The following is a 20816-nucleotide window of genomic DNA, read 5'->3' as shown; positions in this document are numbered from 1 at the left end:
TGCTGGCCACGGTGCTTCGGATCAGGCTTTTGAGAAAATGAAAATGGCAGGGGTGACAGGATTCGAACCCGTGGCCCTCGGTTTTGGAGACCGATGCTCTACCAACTGAGCTACACCCCTACACATTATTGGCCTGCATGCCGTTGCAGGCAGGACGCCGCCTTTACCGGCTCGTCCGCGCCGTGACAAGAGCGCGATTGCACCGAACCGCAGATTCCGTTGCGCCCGGTGGTAAAGAACCGATCGAGGATGGCCTTGCGCCGGCGCTCTGTCCCGCTAACTATCGGCCTATGCTCATCGATCCCGAAGTCCTGTTGCGCGCCTATGCCGTCGGGCTGTTCCCGATGGCCGATTCGCGCGACGATGAGGAGGTGTTCTGGGTCGAGCCCAAGGACCGGGCGATCCTGCCACTCGATGGTTTCCACCTGTCGCGCTCGCTGAAGAAGACGCTGCGCCGCGATATCTTCACCCTGCGCTGCAACACCGCCTTTGCCGATGTCGTCAATCTGTGCGCCGAGGCAGCCCCCGACCGCAGGGAGACCTGGATCAACCCGACCATCCGCGAGAGCTATCAGCTGCTGCACCGGATCGGCCATGCCCACAGCATTGAATGCTGGCGGGAGGGCAGGCTGGTCGGCGGGTTATACGGCGTATCGCTGGGCCGTGCCTTTTGCGGCGAGAGCATGTTCAGCCGTTCCACCAATGCCTCGAAAGTGGCGCTGTCCGCGCTGGTTGCGGCGATGCGGCATGGCGGCTTCGCGCTGCTCGACTGCCAGTTCATGACCGACCATCTGGCCAGCCTCGGTGCGATAGAAATTGCCCAGAGCGAGTATCTGGAACAGCTCGATGACGCGCTGGAGGGCAGCGCCTATGCCCGGCCTGCCGCCAGGCGGCCCCGCCTTTATGGCAGTGTTACCGGGTCGCGCGCGGCATCGGCATCGATTGCCGGTGTTTCCGGCGGCGCGGATTCGGGTGCCGGCGGTTCGGATGCAGAGCCGTCGCTGCCCGAGGCATTTGCTGCATTATTGGCCGGCGGCGGTGACGCTTCTGCTGCAGGCGGCGCGGTATCGGGAGCCGAGTCTGCAGAACCGGGCAACGCTGCCTCCTCGCCCGGGAAGCTCATTGCGCAATCCTTGACCCAGACATCGTAAATCGGATGCTCGACAACGCTGACCGAAGGTGATTCCTTGAATAGCCAGCCGGAAAATACGCGACGCCATTTGGCGTCCTCATTGCCGCGCGCCCGGTCACGCACGGTGACCTGGACAAAGGCCCCGGTCTCGGCTGGCGATTCCCATGGCGCGGTGCGCTCGCACGCTTCCATCTTGATGATGACATTGCCGATGCGCCGCGATTCGCCCGGCTTCATCTCAAGGTCGCGGGTCTCATTATTGCGCTTGTTGAGAAAGCCGATAGTGGCGATGCGCTCGCCCATAGGTGTGCCATAGCTGTCAGGGCGCGCGATATCGGGGGACAATTCGGCAACATCCTCACCTTGGGCTTCACTCGTCGCGGACGGGTCGCTATCCGCGGCGTTGTCGGCATCATCACTCGCCTGTTCACTGCAGCTACCGAGCAGCAACAGCCCCGCAACCGCCAAGCCTGCAGCGTTTCCCAGTCGGTGAATCAGTCGCCCGGCGACCATGCTTCATAATCTCCGGTGGCCGATGCCCGCTTGGCGCCCCGTTCGAGCGCGCCACCGGGCCGATAGGCCTGGGCGGTGCCGGTCAGATTGGGTACATAATCGCGTTCCCAGATGCGCGGCGGCGGCAAATGGCTTTCCGGTACCTCATCATAGCTGTGATGCAGCCAGCCATGCCATTCTGCCGGGACACGGCTGGCATCATTGGCGCCATTGTAAATCACCCAGCGGCGCTCGCGCTCGCCTTCGGGGATTTTCTTGCTGCGATAATAGACATTGCCGAACGAATCCTCGCCAACCCGCTCGCCCTTGCGAAAGCTGTACCAGCTGGTGCCGATTGTCGCACCGTCCCACCAGGTGAAAATCTTGCTCAAAATACCCATGGCGACCGCTTACCCGCACCGGCCCGTGCGAGGCAACAGAAAAGCGATGCAAATTGCCGATTGCCGCCAATCGCTCCGGGCTATTCTCTCAGCCGCTTCACCGGATCCCAGGTCTCGGTCCATTCGACCTTGTCCCCCGGCCCGACCCCCAGTTCGGCTGCACGACCGGCAATCAGCTCTAGCACACCGGCCACCGGCTCGCCCGAAGGCACGCTTTCGAGCGAATAGGGCGTGGTGTTGGCCGCGATACTCTCGATCGTGCCATCGGCACGGATGAAGATGATATCGAGCGATATCGGCGTATCCTTCATCCAGAAGCTTGCCGGGCGAACCCTGTCAAAAGGGAAAATCATCCCGGCATCGGGGGCCAGCTCGGTGCGGAACATCAGGCCACGGGCCTGCTGGCGCCGGGTGCGAGCCACCTCAACGGTAAATTCATGCGTCTTGCCCTGGCTGCTAATGGTCAGCGGCACCAGTTCAAGGCCCGAAGGCGCTCTGGCCGGTTCTGCTGCCTCCGTCGCACTGCCCGGCTGGCGATCATTTTGTCGCGCATCGGTAGCGGCGGTGCAGGCGGTGAGCAGAATGATGGCGCCGAGAGTAAGCGTGATGAATCTGACCATGATAGTCCTTTATGCTTTGCCAATGCATCGATGTACTGCGCCAGTCTATTGCGGCGGGAGCAGCGCGTCCAGCGCGATATCAAGCTGTTCATCGCCAACGGCACGCAACTGCTCGAGACTGCGGGCGTCGACCAGTGTCGCGGCGATGGTGAAATCATGGCCAGCACGCGCCATGATCTGGATCTGCTTTTGCCGCTGCCTGTGCCGTGCCTCGATATCGGCCTCGCTTTGACGCACCTCGCCGGCATTGGCAGCCTCAGGCGCAAACGGCCCGATCCGCCGCCGCTTTGCCAGCATCAGCGCCGATGACCAGCGCCGCACCTCACCATCTTCATGGACCGCAGCCGCATCTTCGGCACTGATGCCCGCTTCATGCAGGCTGGCATCGATGCGCCGGCGACCATAGCCGCGACGCGACAGGCTCGCAGCCTTGTTCTCGGCATAAAGCGCATCGTCGACAAAACCCTGCGCCACGCAATATTCAATCAGCGCATCGACATCGGCCGCCGTGTCACCGGACCAGCCACGCTCGGCGACTTTGCGCCGCAAATAGCGGTCCAGCTTGTGCCGGGTGGTGGCATAGCGCGCGACATAGCGCAGCGCCATGTCGCGCAGCCGGGTAGCATCGAGCGGACGCGGCGCGCGCCGCTTACGCCGGCCATGGCCGGCAGCATCGGGCGGATCGGCAGTCATCAATAGCTGTCATGCCGGGTACGCCACTGCTTTTCCAGCATTATCCACATGCGAACGACACACCGTCACAGCCGCGATAATCCACAGGCTGATGCGGCTCGCCATCATTATGCCACAGTCGCGTCCAATTTGTGTCGACAGTTACCGTTTAACAGCACGTTTTAAATACGACAGTTTTGTGTATAGTTACCGGTGGTGCGCATATGGGGGGAGCGGAATCACACAATCCACTTCTCTTCACCAATTGGGAGCTTCTTGCACAAGGCTTTGTAAATACGATATTTTTCATGTTGTCATGCGCCGGTCAGGCGATGATCGGCAGATACAGGATTGATGTGAGCGAAACCTATGGATGAATTGCAGCCAACAGCAACCGAGGACAGCCTGCCGCGTATACTGGCAGAATTCGACACGCTGGGCGACGCGCTGGACTATGCTGCCAAAGGCAAGCGCGGCCTCAATTTCCATGATCCGCGCGGCACTTTGGTGCGCCCCTATCCGTTTTCCGAACTGCGCGATGACGCACTCGCCATGGCCTATCGGCTGATCGCCCGTGGCGTAAAACCACAGGACCGCATTGCCCTGATCGCCGAGACCGGTGCTGAATTTGCCGCGCTGTTTTTCGGTGTCGTCTATGCCGGTGGCTGGCCGGTGCCGCTGCCGCTGCCGACCAGCTTTGGCGGCAAAGATTCCTATGTCGACCAGCTTTCGGTCCAGCTCAACAGCTGCGATCCGTCACTGCTCTTCTATCCGACCGAACTGGAAGAGATGGCAGGCGAGGCAGCGCGCCAATGCGGCGTGGCGGCAATCGGCTGGGACGACTTTGCCGGTCACGAGGCACCGGTTGCCGAGCTGCCCCAAGCGGATCCACAGGATATCTGCTATCTGCAATATTCCAGCGGCTCGACCCGCTTCCCGCATGGTGTCGCAGTGACCCACCATGCCCTGCTCAACAATCTGTCGGCGCATTCGCATGGCATGCAGCTGATCCAGAGCGACCGCTGCGTCTCCTGGCTGCCCTGGTATCATGATATGGGGCTGGTCGGCTGTTTCCTCTCACCAATCGCCAACCAGGTCTCTACCGATTATCTCAGGACCGAGCATTTCGCCCGGCGTCCGCTGGCCTGGCTCGACATGATCAGCCGCAACCCCGGCACATCGATCAGCTATTCACCGACCTTCGGCTATGATATTTGCGCCCGCCGCATCGGCAGCCAGTCCCGGGTCGATGAGCGTTTCGACCTGTCACGCTGGCGCCTTGCCGGCAATGGCGCCGACATGATCCGCCCCGATGTGATGCAGAGCTTTGTCGATGCCTTTGCTCCGGCTGGCTTCAACGCCGGCGCCTTTCTGCCCAGCTATGGCCTCGCCGAAGCGACGCTGGCAGTAACGCTGATGCCGCCAGGCGAGGGCATTGTCACCGAGCTGGTCGAGGAAACCCGGCTGTCGGGCGTTCCCGCCGACAATGATGCCGGCAATCCGGTGCGCTATCGCGCTATCGTCAATTGCGGTGTCCCGGCCAAGGACATGACCGTGGAGATTCGCGAGGAAGACGGTACGCCGCTGCCGGAAAATGCGATCGGCAAGATCTGGTGTTCGGGCCCCAGCATCATGCACAGCTATTTCCGCGATCCGGAATCGACCGCCGCCTGCCTCGTCGATGGCTGGCTCGATACCGGCGATATGGGCTATATGTCCGGCGGCTATCTCTATGTCGTCGGTCGCGCCAAGGACATGATCATCATCAACGGCAAGAATCACTGGCCGCAGGATATTGAATGGGCGGTGGAACAGCTGCCGGGCTTCAAGGCCGGCGATATCGCCGCCTTTGCCGTGACTACTCCCGGTGGCGAGGAAACCCCCGCAGTGCTGGTCCAGTGCCGCACCTCGGATGATAATGAACGCGCGCGCCTGCGTGAGGAAATCCGCGAGAAGGTGCGCGCCATCACCGGCATGAATTGCGTTGTCGAGCTGGTGCCGCCGCGCACCCTGCCGCGTACTTCTTCCGGCAAGCTGAGTCGTGCCAAGGCCCGCAACCTCTATCTCTCTGGCCAGATTCAGCCCTATCAGATCGCGGCATAATCGAGGCCGGATCGCACAACGCACCCGCTTTGATCATGGAATGCCGGAATTTAGGGACTTTCAGGCATCCCCGAGACCGCAGAAGCGCATCGCTTTTCCATTGGCATCATATCGTACAATGGTTAGCTTCCGGCGAACAGAGGAATCGCCTGGAGGGATGTTGTGATGCGTATTCTTGCTTCTGCCGTTAGCCTTGCCGTTGTGGCAAGCGCCACCCTTGGCGCCACCGCCTATGCCAATCAGGCCGCAACAGAAGAGGCCAGCAGCAGCGAACGGGTCACGCGCGGGAATCTGGTGATGGAAGGCATACCGGATATTCCCCAGGAAGTGTCAGAGCGGCTGCGCCAATATCAGAATGTCCGTGGCCATGGCTTTCAGGACTGGACCGAAGACGGCATATTGATCTCGACCCGTTTTGGCGAGGTCAGCCAGATTCACCATGTCGCGGCACCGCTGGGTGCGCGCAGGCAGCTAACCTTTTATGACGAACCCATTGGCGGTGCCGATGCCAGCCCGGCAGGCGGCGCTTTCGTTTTTGGCAAGGACACGGGCGGCGATGAATTCTATCAGGGCTATCTGTTCGACATGGCCAGCGGCAAGATATCACAATTCACCGAGCCGGGCAGCCGCAATGGCGGTATTATCTGGTCCGATGATGGCAGTCGCGCCGTCTGGTATCGCGCTACTGAAGGTGAAGCCGATTGGGATATTCTCATGGCGAGCCCGAGCGACCCTTCATCCTTGATGGTTGTTCATGAAGGCAGCGGCGCGATGATCCCTGTCGATTGGTCCGCCGATGGTGAAAGTATCGCGGTTCAACAATATGTCTCCAGCACAAAGAGCCGGTTATTCACCCTCGATCTCGCCGATGGCGGTTTTGATGAAATCAACGCCGATGAGGATACGAGCTATTCAGGCGCTGAGCTTCTCGCCAATGGCGATGTCCTGACAGTCGCGCCGCGCGATGGCGAATTCAACAATATCATCCGGATCGATGGCAAAACCGGCGCGATCACATCCTATACCGACAGTATAAACTGGGATGTATCGAGCTGGGCCGTATCGCCCGACGAAAAAACCGTCGCGTTCACCATTAATGAGAATGGCCTGGGCACGATCAAGCTGCTTGATCTGGCCAGTGGCACCATCAGCGACGGCCCGGACCTGCCAGCAGGCATAGCTGGAGGCTTGGTCTTCAATCCCGATGGCAGCCAGATCGGCTTTACCTTTAATGGCGCAACCAGCCCCGCCGATGCCTGGTCCTTTGACCTCGCAACCAAATCACTGACACGCTGGACCGCAGCCGAAGTGGGCGGCCTCAATCCAGAAACCTTTGTCGAACCGGTGAATTTTACCTTCCCCAATGCCGACAAGATGGACATCCCTGCATTTATCTATCGCCCCGCCAGTGAAGGCCCGCATCCGGTCATCATCTCCATCCATGGCGGTCCGGAAGGCCAGTCACGGCCCGGCTTCTCCTCGACCTATCAATATTGGGCGAGCGAGCTGGGAACCGCCGTCATCGTCCCCAATGTTCGCGGCTCGACCGGCTATGGCAAAAGCTACCAGCTGATGGACAATGGCCTGAACCGCAAGCGCTCGGTAGAGGATATCGGCGCCCTGCTCGACTGGATCGAGCAGCAACCCGACCTCGATAAAGACCGCGTACTGGTGTTTGGCGGCTCCTATGGCGGCTATATGGTGCTGGCCAGCATGATCGATTATGCCGACCGTCTGGCCGGTGGTGTCGACATTGTCGGCATCTCCGATTTCAAAACCTTCCTGACAAACACCAAAGGCTATCGCCGCGATCTGCGCCGGGTGGAATATGGCGATGAACGCGATCCTGAGATCGCCGCCTTTTTTGACCGTATTTCGCCGTTGAGAAACGCTGACAAGATCACCAAGCCACTGTTCATCATTCAGGGTGCCAATGACCCGCGTGTGCCGGCATCGGAAGCCGAGCAAATCCTGTCCGCCGTGCGCGCAAATGGCGGCGAAGCATGGTATCTGCTGGCGATGGATGAGGGCCATGGCTTCCGCAAAAAAGCCAATCGCGACTTTCAGCGCGAAGCGGAGACGCTGTTCCTGAAGAAAGTGTTGGGGCTAGACCAGGTCAGATAGGCACAGCATGAATTTCCAACCCTCTTGCCAAATCTATGCTGTATCACTACCTTAATACAGTGAAAGATTTTGCAACGCGTTTCGCTTGAACCGCGCTGCATTTGCGCGCATTCTGCTGCGCAGCTTATGGACATGAAGAGGGACGAGCAATATGGCGACCAACACCAAGACAGCGGCTGAGGAAATCGGCCTGGAATTGCAGGCACCCGATCCGGTCCCGGCTGTTGCGCCAGAAAAAGCCGCCGGGCTGGTGCCGATCGATGACGAGCAAAAATCCAAGCTGGAAGCCAAGGTTGACGGCTTTATCGAAGATCTGGTGGCACAGGACGCCAATTCCCCCGAATTCGGCAAGCGTGTCGACCAGCTCACCAATATGGGTCGTAAGGAGATTGCCGAGGCGGCGGGTCAGTCCAACCGCTTTCTCGATCGCCCGGTCCGCGCCATGGACGAGAGCGAAGGTGTCGGTGCCGACCTTGCCGAATTGCGCCGTACCGTTGAGGATCTCGACCCGGGCAAAAAGGGCGATCTGCTGACCCCGCGCAAGATTTTCGGGATCATCCCTTTTGGCAACAAGCTGCGCAACTATTTCGACGGCTATAAATCGAGCCAGAACCATATCCAGACCATCCTTGCGCGACTGCAGGGTGGCAAGGACGAGCTGCTGATGGACAATGCCGCCATCGATGTCGAGCGCAAGAACCTCTGGACCGCCATGGGTCGACTCGAACAGATGATCCATATCTCCAAGACCATGGATGCAAGACTAGAGGAAAAGGCGGCGGAACTCGACTCCACCGACCCGGCCAAGGCCAAGGCAATCCGCGAGACGGCGCTATTCTATGTCCGCCAGCGCACCCAGGACCTGCTGACCCAGATGGCGGTGACGGTGCAGGGCTATCTCGCGCTCGACCTGGTCAAGAAGAACAATGTCGAGCTGGTCAAGGGTGTTGACCGCGCCAGCACCACCACTGTCGGTGCACTGCGCACCGCGGTCACCGTGGCCCAGGCACTGGTTGGCCAGAAGCTGGTGCTCGACCAGATCACCGCGCTCAACACCACCACCGCCGGGATCATCGACAGCACCGGCGAGATGCTGAAGAATCAGACCGCACAGATTCACGAACAGGCGGCATCCTCGACCATCCCGCTGGAGACGCTGCAGCGCGCCTTCCAGAATATCTATGACACCATGGACCATATTGACGAGTTCAAGATGAAGTCGCTGGAAACCATGAAAGAGACGGTCAATACGCTGTCCGACGAGGTCGAGAAGTCGAAAGGCTATATCGCCCGCGCCGAAGGCCAGGCTCAGGCCGGAGAAGGCGCGCAGGTCGAATCCATCCTGACATCGCTGGAGAATTGATCTGCGCACCATTCTCAACTCGTCATGCCGAACCTGTTTCAGCATCTCCGGCCACAGGCAACGCGCTTGCCGCACGAGGTCCTGAAGCAAGTTCAGGATGACGAAGTTTGTAAGGACATGCCGAGTTAAGAGATGACCCAGAGTAACTCCGATCAAATCATGGCCGATGCGCGCAACGCACTCAATAATGTGCGCTATGCCCGCTCCATTGGGCTCAAATCGAAAGCACTGAAGCGCAAGCATCTATGGGGCAAGATCGGCCGCGTCGCTATTGCCACCGGTGCGGTGATTGTCGGTGCCGGTATTGTCGGCGCAATCATCGGCGGCATCGGCATTGAAGGTGTCATGATCACGGCACTGGCGGTTGCCGGGGCCTCCTATTTCTTTGGCAAATACCCCCAAATGCCGATCCCCAAGGCAGAAGATCTGTTCAGGGAAAATCTCGATGTGCTGGCGGGCAAGACCGAGATCTGGCTCGAACATCAGCGCCCGGCCCTGCCTGCGCCGGCGGTGCAGCTGGTCGACGGCATCGGTGTCCAGCTCGACCGGCTGGCGCCGCAATTGCAGCAGCTCGACGAGAAGGAACCGGCGGCGATGGAAGTACGCAAGCTGGTCGGCGAGCATCTGCCCGAGCTGATCAACGGCTATAAGAAAATCCCGCCGCATCTGCGCAAGGAAGAGCGCAACGGTTCGACCCCGGATCAGCAGCTTGTCGACGGCCTCGGCGTCATCCGCGACGAGATCGACACTGTCACCCGACAGCTGGCCAATGGTGAGCTCGACAAGCTGGCCGTGCGCGGGCGGTTTCTGGAGCTGAAATATCAGGGCGCGACCGATGAGGAGCCAGCATAGGCAAGCAAGATATTGGCATATGCCCGATAGCGAGATAATATCGCTCCATGACTGAGAAAACCTACACCACATTCGCCGAATTCTGGCCGTTCTACCTGTGCGAACACAGCAAACCTCTGACCCGGGCCTGGCATTATGTCGGCACTTCGCTGGTGGTGGCCATCGGCGTCTATGCCGTCATCAGCGCGCAATGGCTGTTGCTGCTGACGATGCCGGTGGCGGGTTATTTCTTTGCCTGGATCAGCCACTGGAAGGTCGAGCGCAATCGCCCGGCGACCTTTACCTATCCGCTATGGTCGCTCGCTGCCGATTTCAAAATGTGGGGCCTGTGGCTCACCGGTCGGCTCGGGCCGGAGCTGGCAAAGGCCGGCATCGGCAACCGAGCCGCCGAAGCAGGTTAGGCTTTACCCATGAATGCGGCGATTTCGCCAATGGCCTGATTCGCCTCTTTCATCGGCAGGATCATCCATACATGCTGCATATCGGGCCAGATACGATAGGTGAATTCCACACCTGCGGCATCGGCCTTGGCCTTGAACGCCTTGGCATCGACATAAAGAATATCATGCGTGCCGCTCCACAAGCCGATAGGCGGCAAGCTGCGGATATCATGGTTGATCGGACTCACCGGAAATGCAGCGGGATCACCGCCCTCGCCGGCCCACCAGCGGCCCATGGCCTGGATACCGCCAATGCCGATAATATGGTCATGCGGCGCGATCTCCAGCTGTTCCGGATCATCTCCGAGTCCATTCAACCACGGCGATAGCAGCACAATCCGTCCGGGTAGAGGCTGGCCCTCATCGCGCATCATCTGTGCCAGCGCCAGCGAGAAACCGCCACCGGCGCTATCCCCCATGAAGCAGATATTCTTCGCCTCGGTCTGGCTCAGTAGTCCTGCATAGACTTTCGCTGCCATGGCATAGGCCGGTTTCCAGTCATGCTCCGGCGCCATCGGATAGATTGGCACGGTCATCGATGCGCCGGTCGCCTTGATCAGCTTGGCGAGATACTTCCAATGCTCCGGCATGATGTCGATCGCATAGCCACCCCCGTGGAAATAGAGCACATGATGATCTGAACCACCGGTTTTGGGCGTGAGATGATAGACCAGATGGCCATCCACTCTCTCTTCACCAATATCGCACAAGCCATGCAGTGCGCTATGCGGCTTTGCGGGGCCATTTTTGCGGTTTTCGGCGACCCCTTTCAACGCGCCTTCCTCGCTGGAAAAGACTTTCTTGATCCCCCGCAGGCGCAGGACGATATTGACGATCCTGGCGGAAAAGCTGGTCATCAGGCAGCCTTCTGCACGAACACCGTACCGGCGGAATAGCCCGCACCAAAGGAGCAGATCAGGCCCTTCTCTCCGGGTGCGATATCCTGGCTGTGCTTGTGAAAGGCGATGATCGAGCCGGCCGATGAAGTGTTGGCATAGCTGTCGAGTACCGTCGGACTTTCATCGGCGCTGGCCTCATGGCCCAGTACTTTTGCCGCGATCATCCGGTTCATATTGGCATTGGCCTGATGCAGCCACAGCCGCCGCAAATCACTGCTGTCAATGCCCAGTCGCTCCATCTGCTCGAGGATCATCTGCGCCACCATCGGTACCACTTCCTTGAACACCTTGCGCCCTTCCTGCACGAACAGCTTGTCCGCATCGTCACGCGTCTCGGGATGGGTGCGGTTCAAAAAGCCGAAATTATTGCGGATATTGTTGGAGAATTGCGTCTTCAGCTTGGTGCCCAATATCTCCCAATGCGCGGCGGGCGCGATACCCCTGTCCTCGACCAGTATCGCGGTGGCAACGTCGCCGAAGATGAAATGGCTGTCGCGGTCGCGCCAGTTGAGATGGCCGGAACAGATTTCCGGATTGATCACCAGTACCGAACGCGCGCTGCCCGAGCGGATATAATCCGCCGCTGTCTGCAATCCGAAGGTCGCCGAGGAGCAGGCAACATTGAGGTCGAAACCGAAGCCATCCTCCATACCCAGCGCATCCTGAATCTCCACCGCGATGGCGGGGTAGGCGCGCTGCAGATTGGAGCAGGCGACCAGTACGGCGTCAACGTCGGTGGCCTCGCGCCCGGCATTTTCCAGCGCCTGACGCGCCGCCTTGACACCGATCTCGGCGAGGATGGAAATGTCTTCATCGGGCCGTTCGGGCAGACGCGGGCACATCACTTCCGGATCAAGGATTGGGTCTTTCGACAGCACATAGCGCGACTTGATGCCGCTCGCCTTTTCAATGAATTCGACCGAGCTTTTCTCAAGCGGCTGCACCTCGCCTGCGGCGATGGCGTCGGCATGGCGTTCATTGTGAAGATCGACATAGCGGTTGAAGCTCTCGACCAGCTCTTCATTGCTGATCGCCTGTTCCGGCGTGAACAGGCCGGTGGCGGAGATCACCGGAACGGGTTGGGTCGAAGCTGTCATTGATGGTCCTGCAAGAGATGTTTAGGAACGGGGCCAACTCTCTATCGCGCGCCCGGCGGCGAAACAAGTCCCAGCGCCGCTGTCATCTTGCGATTGGCCGGAACAAGGGCCACATGCGCCGGATGAACAGCACTGCCCGCTCAGATCCGATGGCATTTCACGCCGGTCATGTCCGCGCAAAGGAACAGCTGGCGGCGTTCCTGCCGCGCGCCGGCAAGGCCTATGCCGACAGCCGCAATTTCGATTACGGCCCGGCGCGGCGCGAGAATATCTCCTGCCTGTCGCCCTATATCCGTCACCGGTTGATCACCGAAGAAGAAGTGCTGCGCGCGACACTGGAACAGCATGATGCAGGCGCAGCCGAAAAGTTTATCGCCGAGATTTTCTGGCGCGGCTATTTTCGCGGCTGGCTCGAACACCGCCCGGCAGTATGGGCAGACTATGCAAGGCAGGTTCCCGAATGGCATCACAGGCTGGCGGATAATAGCGGGCACAAAACCGCCTATGATGAAGCGGTGCAGGGCCGCACCGGGATTGACTGTTTCGACACCTGGGCAAGCAAGCTGGTGACACATGGTTATCTGCATAACCATGCACGTATGTGGTTCGCCAGCATCTGGATTTTCACCCTGCGCCTGCCTTGGCAGCTCGGTGCCGACTTCTTCCTGAGCCATTTGCTCGATGGCGATGCCGCATCGAATACGCTGTCCTGGCGCTGGGTCGCAGGGCTGCACACCAAGGGCAAGCATTATCTGGCCCGCTGCAGCAATATCGAACGCTACAGCGATGGCCGCTTTTCCCCTACTGGACTGGTCGAAGACGCCGCGTCGCTCAGCGAGGATGTGGAATATCCGCGTCTGATGCCGGACATGCCCGAAAATGCGCCGATCAACGGCGATTTTGCGCTGCTATTGCATGGCGAGGACTGTTCGCCCGAGACGCTGCCGCTGAGTGACAAGACTCCTAAGTTGGTGTTGGGCCTGACGCCGGGACAGACACTGCCCTATTGGACTCCGGAGGTGCCAGTAGCGCAGTTTACCGGCGACGCCATTACCGATGCATTGAAACGGGCGGCTTCGCACTGGAATGCGCCGACAGCCAGCGTCACCAATCCCGGGACGGTGATCGCTGCGATGCAGCAGTCCGGGGTCGAAATACTGGTCATGCCGCACATTCCCACCGGCCCGCTCAACGATATCTGGCACGGCTGGCGGCATTCCCTCACCGATGCAGGGATCAGGGTGCAGACCATGCTGCGCGATTATGATCGCGCCGTCTGGCCGCATGCTTCGCGTGGCTTTTTCAAACTGAAGCAGCGCATCCCGGAGATCCTCGCGACGCGCGGTCTCCTCTAGACGTTGAGACGGTAAATCTCGGTCTCGCCAACCCCCTTGAGCACCAGCGTTTCCGGTCCATCAAAATCCTTTTTCGAAGCAACCTGATAATAGGTTGTGGCGGACACGGCGATGCCATTATGTTCGGCAACACCCTCTATCCGGCTGGCGATGTTCATCGTGTCGCCCCAATAGTCATAGACCATACGGCTGGAGCCGACGACACCGCCGACAACCGGGCCGGTATGGATGCCGATGCGTATTTTGATATCGATCCCCGTCTCCTCGGCCATGCGCCGCATCGCATCGACAAGCTCGCGACCGAAATCGATCGCCGCGTCGGCATCCTTGCCGGGCGAGGCAGTGCCGCCCGAGACCGCGAGATAGGCATCGCCGATGGTCTTCACCTTTTCGACGCCATGGCGTTCGGCACATTCATCGGCGGTGAGGAAGAAGCGGTTGAGCGTCTTTACCAGATGCCCGGGAGACAGCGTTTTGGCGAGACCCGAAAAACCCACAATATCGACAAAAATGACACTGACATCGGAAAAGGCATCGGCCACCGCCTCGCCCGATTTCAATCGTAGCGCGACCTGTTCAGGCAGGACATTGTAGAGCAGATTCTCGGTTTTGCGCTTCTCCTCTTCGAGCGCCAGATTAGCGGTGAAGGTGTTACGCGCACGGCGGTCTATGTCCCAGTTGACGAAAACAGCAAAGGTGAAAAAGGTGGTGAAGTTGGTGAGGGTATAGACCTTGGACACAAAGGCACGATCAGCCTGAATCAGAAAGACGAGATAGAGCAGTAACAGGGTAAACGCCCAGGCGAGAAACAGCCGGGTGGTCGCGACAAAGCCGATACTGGCGAAGACGATCAATATCCCCATATTGATGACCGCCATGCCGAAGCGCGAGATACCGGTGATCTCCGCCTGATTGGCCAGCGCCTCTATCAGCAGCACCATCGACACCGTCAGCCCGCTGAACAGCACCACATCGACCCAGCCGCGCTCGAGATAGAAGCGCTGGAATGTGAACCAGAAATAGAGCGCAAGCACCGCCATGAAGCAGCCGGCGGCGATGGTATATTCGATCACGCCTTCACGCGGAAAATACATCGGGTTGAGCGTGAGATAGGAGATGAAGGTGACGATGCCGATCAGGATCAGCGCGCGCGTCGCCGGAATTCTCGCGTCGCGTTCATGCACCATATAGTCACGCTCGGTGGCGCTGTCCGCAAAGCGGTTGATGATGTTCATTGCCCCCCCGAATCAATCCCTGATACCTGCCATTTTACATTTACCGCCGACTTGACCAAGAGCACGCGATCACCTCTTGCCTTGGCCAGGGGAAATGCCGCATGAAATAGGCGCGAGAAAACGGACCGGAGGAGATGGCGACATGGATTTCAGCGGCAAGACAGTGTGGATTACCGGGGCTTCATCGGGGATCGGCGCGGCCCTGGCACGGGCCTTGGCCGCGCAGGGCGCAAAGCTGATTCTGTCGGGGCGTCGGCAGGATGCACTTGATGCGCTTGCTGCAGAGCTGGACACAGCCACCACCAGTATCACCTTCGACACCACCGACTGGGACGCGCTGCCTGGCGCGGTCGAAAAGGCTGTGGCCTGGCAAGGTCATGTCGATGTCCTCGTCAACAATGCCGGGATCAGCCAGCGCAGTCTGGCGCTTGATACCGAACCGCATGTCTACAAGACGATTATCGACACCGATTTGCTGGCGCCGATCTGGCTGACGCAACTTCTGCTGCCGCATATGGTGCAGCATGGCAGCGGTCATATGATTGCCATCAGCTCGGTCGCCGGGCGCATCGGCGTACCGCTGCGAACCGCCTATTGTGCTGCCAAGCACGGGTTGATCGGTTATAGCGATGCCTTGCGCGCCGAGCTGAGCCAGGCACATGGCATTGGCGTCACCACGGTGCTGCCGGGATCGGTCAAGACCAATGTTGCGCGCAATGCGCTGACTGGCGAAGGCGAGAAGCTCGGCGAATCCGACGAGGCCATCGAAAACGGCCTCGACCCGGCCGAATGCGCCCGCCAGATTCTCGGAGGCGTGGAAAATGGCATCCCGGAAGTCCTCATCGCCGAAGGCATGGAGCGCAACGCCGCCGAGCTGCGCCACAGCAACCCCGATATGCTGTTCACCATGACTGCAGGCATTGGCGCGCAGCTGGCGGGCAAGGCGGCCGAATGACCACCCCGGCAGCCCCTGCCGATCTGAAGAATGTCGCGCTGGAGGATGGCTGGAAAGCCGCACTGGCGGACCAGTTTCGCGCGCCCTATATGGCCGCGCTCAAGGCCTTTCTGCTGCGCGAAAAACAGGCGGGCAAGCGGATATTCCCCAAGGGCAGCCAGTATTTTCATGCCCTCGATCTGACCCCGGTCGACAGCGTCAAGGTGGTGATATTGGGGCAAGACCCCTATCACGGGCCGGGTCAGGCGCATGGCCTGTGCTTTTCGGTGCCGCCCGGCGTCGCGCCGCCGCCCTCGCTGGTCAATATCTACAAGGAGATGGAGCGCGATCTCGGCCTAACCCCGCCGCGCCATGGCCATCTGACCCATTGGGCGAAACAGGGGGTGTTGCTGCTCAACAGCGTGCTGACGGTACAGGCACATCAGGCCGCATCGCATCGCGGCCAAGGCTGGGAACAGTTCACCGATGCGGTGATCCATGTGGTCAATGACCGCGCGCAGCCGGTGGTGTTCCTGCTATGGGGCAGCTATGCGCAGAAAAAGGCCGGTTTTGTCGATACCAGCCGCCATCTGGTGCTGAGCGCACCGCATCCCTCGCCGCTCTCGGCACATCGCGGCTTTTTCGGCTGCGGCCATTTCAGCGCTGCCAACCGCTTTCTTCAGGATAATGGCCGCGGTGCCATCGACTGGTCGCTGCCTGAAAATCCCGACGGCTAGACAGGCATCACGGGCTGGACCGACAGCATGCCGATGACAAATGTCGCGAGGCCAAGGCCGAGCGACAAATGCCAGCGCAGCCGCATCCAGCCATTGGGCAGGACAAGGCTCTGGCCGATGGCGCGATCGATCAGCGGCGATGCGAGGATCAGCCCGCCCAGCGCGATCATAGATGGTCCCGGCCAGTCCTCGCCATAGACCCAGGGCAACCATAGCAGCAGCGCAATCAGGCTGGGCAATACCGCCGCAGCATAAATCCATTTGGGAGCCTCTCGTCGGCCCAGCGCCAGCCCCCACCAAAGGCCACCGAGAAAGCTGAAGATCAGCGCGCCATAGCCGAAGGCGACTGCCTGTGCCGCCCATTGGGTGTCACTATCGGAGAAGATCGCTGCAAGACAGGCCAGTTGCGGCAGCAGCCCGGCATAACCTAGCCAGAGCGGAAGCGGCGTGACGCCCCCATTGCTATCGGTTTCGATTGTCATGGCGACCAGATAAGAGCGAGGGCGCATAATTGCCAGCCTGTACCGCGACAAGCATGGACACCATAGATCAACGGAAAATACAGTTTGTGCCGCCCCATAGATCGGTCACCAGCGCATCATCGCCATCACCGTCGAGCAGCCCGGAGATATGCTGTCCATCGTCAAGGATATAGAATTCCCGGCCCAATGTGCTGTCGCGCTGTTCTTCGACTTGCGGATAGACTGCCTGCACCTCGCTCCAGCGCGAACCAAGGCCGATGCCGCGGTCGGTTCTCAACGCGGATTCGGTACGGAACCACCAGCCGACAAATACGCCCTGCTGGAAATTGAGGCTGACTAGGTCATAATTGACGAACACGATCGGGCCGGCGCCGCATTCCTCATTGGTGGTGATACTCAGTGGCGGGTCGAAATGCGGTTGCAAAACGGCGATGACAGCATCGCGCGGCGTACCATAGCGCAGCGCATCACCGCCAACGCCAGACAGCCCCTTATGCGAAACCGCTATGGTTTCATTCACCACCTCAGGCTCGGACGGCAAGGCGGCATTGCCATTACCCGAAGGTGCGGCGCACGCTGAAAGCGCCGAGAGCAGCAGGAGCGTCTTGAAGAGATGCATTACCCTGTCCCTTATCCAGTGCGGGCTGCCGATGACCGTTCGGCAAGCAGCCTGTCGACATAACCAAATTGTTGCGACAGCAATTCGATGCTGTCACTGACAATCATCCGCTCGACCAGGGTGGCAGCCAGCGGCACCGAGCATGTGACTTCAACTGTAGCAGCGCATCGTGTTTCGCCCGCTGCATCCTCGGTAAAGCGCAGCGTGCCGCTGCCTCTGGCCGGCTTGCCGATCGGGTCCATCATCATCCGCACCGAAATTGCAGCATCCGGCTCACCCGCACCGGCGAGGCCAGTCCAGCGCTCCTGCTGGTGCACTTCGACCCAGTCACCGGTTATCGCCCGGATCAGCGCCGGCGGATCGGCCGACACGGTGCGGATTATGGCAATATCCACCCGGTCGTCATCTTTCGGCTCCACCGTAACGCTGACATCGCGATTGCCGAGATCGACCATCATCTGGCACAATATATCGGCATCGAGGAACAGGTTGACCACATCGGCCAGCGGGTAGGCGAAATGATGTTGCAGGGACTTTTTCAACGGTCGCGCCTGCCCGTCATTCCGCCATGTCTTCAGCCGGGCCTGCATAGGTCAGCGTCACGCGGTTGCGCACCAGCCAGTCATCGGCATCGGGATTATCGACAAAGTGCACTTCTTTCAGCGTCGTGATCGTATCGCCATCGCGTACACTGGTTTCCTTGATGATTGCCGGTCGGTTATCATCCATGCCCTTGCGGGTGGCGACAATGGTCCAGTGGCTGCTGTCGCTTGCGGTGACAACCTGCAGGCTGTTGGTATAGGATACCGGCTCGCGGCCAGTACGATACTGGGTGTAATATTCGGTATCACCGGCATTGGCCAGCATGGTCAGCGTGCTGGTGCGCACTATGCCGCCCGCGCCATCGTCATAGGCGGCCAGGGTGAGATAGGTTACCGGATCGGGCAGTGCGGTTATTGTCACTGCCACGGGCAACGGGAACCATTGATCGCTCTGATAATCGCGATATTCCAGCTTGCCGGCCCATCGCCCGACCATATCAGCACGAATGGCGGTGATATCATCCGGTTGCGGCATTTCCCCGGCAAAACGGCACCGCGTTGTCAGCATGTCGTCGGTCAAAAGGCCTTCATTGCCCTTGGCGTGGAAACTGACATTCTCACCTTCATAGCGGACACCCGATGCGGAGAGTACCTGCCGCATGGCAACGGTGCTGGTCTCCCCCGCGCCGCTATCGGCGGAGCTGGTGAATTGCACCGAGGCATTGCGGCTATCCTCGGACGAGATGATGACAATAGCCTCGACATCACCCAGCGCTTCGCAAACAAACTGATCGTTGAACGAGGCATGAGCCGGGGCGACAAAGCCCATGGTCAGGGCAGCGGCCAGAACAGAGCCAATCAATAATCGGTTATACAGCAAGTGCTTTCCCTCTCATATCATCCGCCCGCTACGGCAATATCACAGCACGCTATGGCTTGCGAGCGCGAAACAAAGCTGCATTATGCCACAGCATTGACAGGAGAATATGGTCATGGTTGCAACCCATGAAGGGTCATTGTTGCGCACCTTGTGCCGCTGGCTGATGGTGGTCTTCTATTTTGCCGCCGGGGTGCTGCACCTGCTCCGCCCCGAGCCGTTTCTGATGATCACTCCGCCCTGGGTGCCGATGCCAGAATTCATCATCGCCTTTACCGGCGTGGCCGAGATATTGGGGGCTATTGGCCTGACTCTGCCACGCTTCCGACGCGCGGCAGGCATTGGCCTGGCGCTCTATGCACTGTGCGTCTGGCCGGCCAATTTCTACCACGCATTTGCCGGAATATCCGTCGGTGGCGAGACGCTCGGCTGGGGCTATCACGGTCCACGGCTATTGGCACAGCCGTTGATCATCATCTGGGCCCTATGGGTTGGCGGCGTGTTCGACCGCCAGGGCGACGGTAAGGCCGCAAATCCGGTTTAGGCTTGTGTCGGCTCGAACGAGTCGAGATGGCGCTGCACCATCGAACGGATATCGACTCTGGCCTTGAGGCGCGCCGCCAGCAGCGCGGTGCCGCTGATCTTGCGCTGCATGAATAGCGTCTCGACCGGCGGGATGTGCCAGGTCTGTCGGTCCTCGGCCATCGCCATCCCCTGATCTGCCAGCACCTTGACAAAGGCACGGTCGCCGAAATCAAACCGTCCGGGGCGATGTATTTCCTCGATAATGGTCGCTATCATCCGGTCGACAATGTCGCGATGCCGCTCGACCGCGACCGGACTCATGAAACCAGCATCGAGCGCGCCCTGCAGCACCGCCTCTGGGTCGCCATCAATCCCGGCCCTGAGCAGCTGGCGATAGGCGGTTACCGCCTCCAGGTCGACCGGGCGTGCCGCCCCGAAATCGAGCAGCACCAGCTGACCGGTTTCGGGACGATAGCGGTAATTGGCGAAGTTCGGATCAGTCTGCATCTGGCCGAAGACATACATTTCCTGCAGCACCAGATCGATCAGCGTCGTCATCACCCGATCACGCAAATCCTGACCCGCCTCGGTCAGCTTCTCGATGGCATGGCCCTCTTCGAAGCTCATCGCCAGCACCCGCTCGGTGGTGAATTCCGCATCGAGCCGGGGCACCACGAAACGGTCATCATCGGCAAGCAATTCGCCGAAACGCCGCATCTGTTCGCCCTCGCGCAGATAGTCGGTTTCCTCATGCAGCTGGCGCTTGGCCTCTTCGAGCAGGGGCGCGATGTCGAGCTCTTTCGGAACCATTCCCGACATGCGCAACAGGGTAACCACATTGTCGACATCGGAGTCGATACTGTCGGTAATGCCCGGATATTGAACCTTTATCGCCAGTTCGCGGCCATCAGGGGTGGTGGCACGGTGGACCTGGCCGATCGACGCGGCGGCCACCGGATGCGCGGTGAAGCGCTTGAAGCGGCGACGCCAGCCCTCACCCCATTGATCGTTCAGCGTCTGCTGCAACTGCTTGGGCGGCATGTGATAGGCCTTGTCGCGCAGCCGTGCCAGCAACGCCGACAATTCGGGTGGCAACATGTCGCCCGAATCCATCGAGATCATCTGGCCCAACTTCATCGCCGCGCCGCGCAAATGCGACAGCTGGTCGGCAATTCGGTTGGCATTGCCCGGGGTCAGCAGCATGTCGCGCATCTTCGGTCGCTCGCCCCTGGCAACGCGGCGCGCGCCCTCGGCCATGACGCCCCCGGCTATGCCACCGGCCAACTGACCGAAGCGCCCGAGGCGCGACAACCGT

The 20816-nt window shown here is 60.0% G+C and carries 21 protein-coding genes, 1 tRNA gene and 1 pseudogene; 10 read left to right on the top strand and 13 right to left on the bottom strand.

Features of this window, described 5'->3' with window-relative positions:
• Window positions 1–44 precede the first annotated feature (44 nt).
• Window positions 45–120, bottom strand: a tRNA-Trp gene (locus AAFX04_01490).
• A 170-nt stretch (window positions 121–290) separates the two neighbouring features.
• Between AAFX04_01490 and aat the strand changes: the two genes are divergently transcribed.
• Window positions 291–1151: a leucyl/phenylalanyl-tRNA--protein transferase gene (gene aat, locus AAFX04_01485; GenBank protein ID MEO1044092.1), complete on the top strand. Its 861-nt coding sequence runs from the start codon at window positions 291–293 to the stop codon at window positions 1149–1151.
• A gap of 35 nt (window positions 1152–1186) precedes the next feature.
• On the opposite strand, the pseudogene AAFX04_01480 reads toward aat, so the two are convergent.
• The 4 genes and pseudogenes from AAFX04_01480 to AAFX04_01465 form a co-directional block, all read right to left on the bottom strand.
• A pseudogene (locus AAFX04_01480) lies at window positions 1187–1369 on the bottom strand (DUF2155 domain-containing protein).
• A 257-nt stretch (window positions 1370–1626) separates the two neighbouring features.
• On the bottom strand, window positions 1627–2025 hold the full coding sequence (locus tag AAFX04_01475; protein ID MEO1044091.1) for an NADH:ubiquinone oxidoreductase subunit NDUFA12: 399 nt from the start codon (window positions 2023–2025) through the stop codon (window positions 1627–1629).
• Between the two features lie 80 nt (window positions 2026–2105).
• Window positions 2106–2645 carry a DUF192 domain-containing protein gene (locus AAFX04_01470; GenBank protein MEO1044090.1) on the bottom strand — a complete coding sequence of 180 codons (540 nt, stop codon included), beginning with the start codon at window positions 2643–2645 and terminating at the stop codon, window positions 2106–2108.
• A 45-nt stretch (window positions 2646–2690) separates the two neighbouring features.
• A complete protein-coding gene (locus tag AAFX04_01465; GenBank protein ID MEO1044089.1) occupies window positions 2691–3338 on the bottom strand; it encodes a RecX family transcriptional regulator in 648 nt (215 codons plus the stop codon).
• A 348-nt stretch (window positions 3339–3686) separates the two neighbouring features.
• Between AAFX04_01465 and AAFX04_01460 the strand changes: the two genes are divergently transcribed.
• The 5 genes from AAFX04_01460 (at window position 3687) to AAFX04_01440 (ending at window position 10160) form a co-directional block, all read left to right on the top strand.
• Window positions 3687–5420, top strand: coding sequence for a fatty acyl-AMP ligase (locus AAFX04_01460; protein MEO1044088.1), 1734 nt, complete (start codon window positions 3687–3689; stop codon window positions 5418–5420).
• Between the two features lie 165 nt (window positions 5421–5585).
• Window positions 5586–7544, top strand: coding sequence for a prolyl oligopeptidase family serine peptidase (locus AAFX04_01455; GenBank protein MEO1044087.1), 1959 nt, complete (start codon window positions 5586–5588; stop codon window positions 7542–7544).
• Between the two features lie 151 nt (window positions 7545–7695).
• Window positions 7696–8907, top strand: a complete 1212-nt coding sequence (locus tag AAFX04_01450) for a toxic anion resistance protein (GenBank protein ID MEO1044086.1) — start codon at window positions 7696–7698, stop codon at window positions 8905–8907.
• A gap of 132 nt (window positions 8908–9039) precedes the next feature.
• Window positions 9040–9759, top strand: coding sequence for a hypothetical protein (locus AAFX04_01445; protein ID MEO1044085.1), 720 nt, complete (start codon window positions 9040–9042; stop codon window positions 9757–9759).
• A 47-nt stretch (window positions 9760–9806) separates the two neighbouring features.
• Window positions 9807–10160 (top strand): DUF962 domain-containing protein, encoded by a 354-nt coding sequence (locus tag AAFX04_01440; protein ID MEO1044084.1) that lies wholly within the window; start codon window positions 9807–9809, stop codon window positions 10158–10160.
• Here AAFX04_01440 and AAFX04_01435 read toward each other — a convergent pair.
• Window positions 10157–11056: an alpha/beta hydrolase gene (locus tag AAFX04_01435; protein ID MEO1044083.1), complete on the bottom strand. Its 900-nt coding sequence runs from the start codon at window positions 11054–11056 to the stop codon at window positions 10157–10159. The two genes, AAFX04_01440 and AAFX04_01435, sit on opposite strands and share 4 nt — an antisense overlap.
• Window positions 11056–12195, bottom strand: a complete 1140-nt coding sequence (locus AAFX04_01430; GenBank protein ID MEO1044082.1) for a beta-ketoacyl-ACP synthase III — start codon at window positions 12193–12195, stop codon at window positions 11056–11058. The genes AAFX04_01435 and AAFX04_01430 overlap by 1 nt, the downstream gene beginning before the upstream one ends.
• A 122-nt stretch (window positions 12196–12317) precedes the next feature.
• Between AAFX04_01430 and AAFX04_01425 the strand changes: the two genes are divergently transcribed.
• Window positions 12318–13550, top strand: coding sequence for an FAD-binding domain-containing protein (locus AAFX04_01425; GenBank protein MEO1044081.1), 1233 nt, complete (start codon window positions 12318–12320; stop codon window positions 13548–13550).
• Here AAFX04_01425 and AAFX04_01420 read toward each other — a convergent pair.
• Window positions 13547–14785 (bottom strand): adenylate/guanylate cyclase domain-containing protein, encoded by a 1239-nt coding sequence (locus AAFX04_01420; protein ID MEO1044080.1) that lies wholly within the window; start codon window positions 14783–14785, stop codon window positions 13547–13549. The two genes, AAFX04_01425 and AAFX04_01420, sit on opposite strands and share 4 nt — an antisense overlap.
• A gap of 142 nt (window positions 14786–14927) precedes the next feature.
• On the opposite strand from AAFX04_01420, the gene AAFX04_01415 reads away from it, so the two are divergent.
• Complete coding sequence (locus AAFX04_01415; protein MEO1044079.1) at window positions 14928–15740, top strand: SDR family NAD(P)-dependent oxidoreductase; 813 nt, start codon at window positions 14928–14930, stop codon at window positions 15738–15740.
• The gene (gene ung, locus AAFX04_01410) at window positions 15737–16456 is read left to right on the top strand and encodes a uracil-DNA glycosylase (protein ID MEO1044078.1); all 720 of its coding nucleotides are present in this window, start codon (window positions 15737–15739) and stop codon (window positions 16454–16456) included. Before AAFX04_01415 ends, ung begins: the two co-directional genes overlap by 4 nt.
• Here the strand turns inward: ung and AAFX04_01405 are convergent.
• The 4 genes from AAFX04_01405 to AAFX04_01390 all read right to left on the bottom strand — a co-directional run bounded on the left by AAFX04_01405 (window position 16453) and on the right by AAFX04_01390 (window position 18961).
• Window positions 16453–16938, bottom strand: a complete 486-nt coding sequence (locus tag AAFX04_01405) for a DUF3429 domain-containing protein (protein MEO1044077.1) — start codon at window positions 16936–16938, stop codon at window positions 16453–16455. The two genes, ung and AAFX04_01405, sit on opposite strands and share 4 nt — an antisense overlap.
• A gap of 67 nt (window positions 16939–17005) precedes the next feature.
• Entirely contained in the window at window positions 17006–17557 is a 552-nt protein-coding gene (locus AAFX04_01400; GenBank protein MEO1044076.1) for a hypothetical protein, read from the bottom strand.
• An 11-nt stretch (window positions 17558–17568) separates the two neighbouring features.
• Window positions 17569–18099 (bottom strand): DUF2505 domain-containing protein, encoded by a 531-nt coding sequence (locus AAFX04_01395; GenBank protein MEO1044075.1) that lies wholly within the window; start codon window positions 18097–18099, stop codon window positions 17569–17571.
• A gap of 16 nt (window positions 18100–18115) precedes the next feature.
• Window positions 18116–18961 (bottom strand): MliC family protein, encoded by an 846-nt coding sequence (locus AAFX04_01390; protein MEO1044074.1) that lies wholly within the window; start codon window positions 18959–18961, stop codon window positions 18116–18118.
• Between the two features lie 130 nt (window positions 18962–19091).
• Between AAFX04_01390 and AAFX04_01385 the strand changes: the two genes are divergently transcribed.
• Window positions 19092–19520, top strand: coding sequence for a DoxX family protein (locus tag AAFX04_01385; GenBank protein MEO1044073.1), 429 nt, complete (start codon window positions 19092–19094; stop codon window positions 19518–19520).
• On the opposite strand, the gene AAFX04_01380 is transcribed toward AAFX04_01385, so the two are convergent.
• Window positions 19517–20758: an AarF/ABC1/UbiB kinase family protein gene (locus tag AAFX04_01380; GenBank protein ID MEO1044072.1), complete on the bottom strand. Its 1242-nt coding sequence runs from the start codon at window positions 20756–20758 to the stop codon at window positions 19517–19519. The genes AAFX04_01385 and AAFX04_01380 overlap by 4 nt on opposite strands.
• Window positions 20759–20816: the final 58 nt, after the last annotated feature.

Source organism: Pseudomonadota bacterium, assembly GCA_039818985.1.
Taxonomy (GTDB): Bacteria; Pseudomonadota; Alphaproteobacteria; order Sphingomonadales; family Sphingomonadaceae; genus Alterisphingorhabdus.
This window is presented reverse-complemented; position numbering and strand designations above follow the sequence as displayed.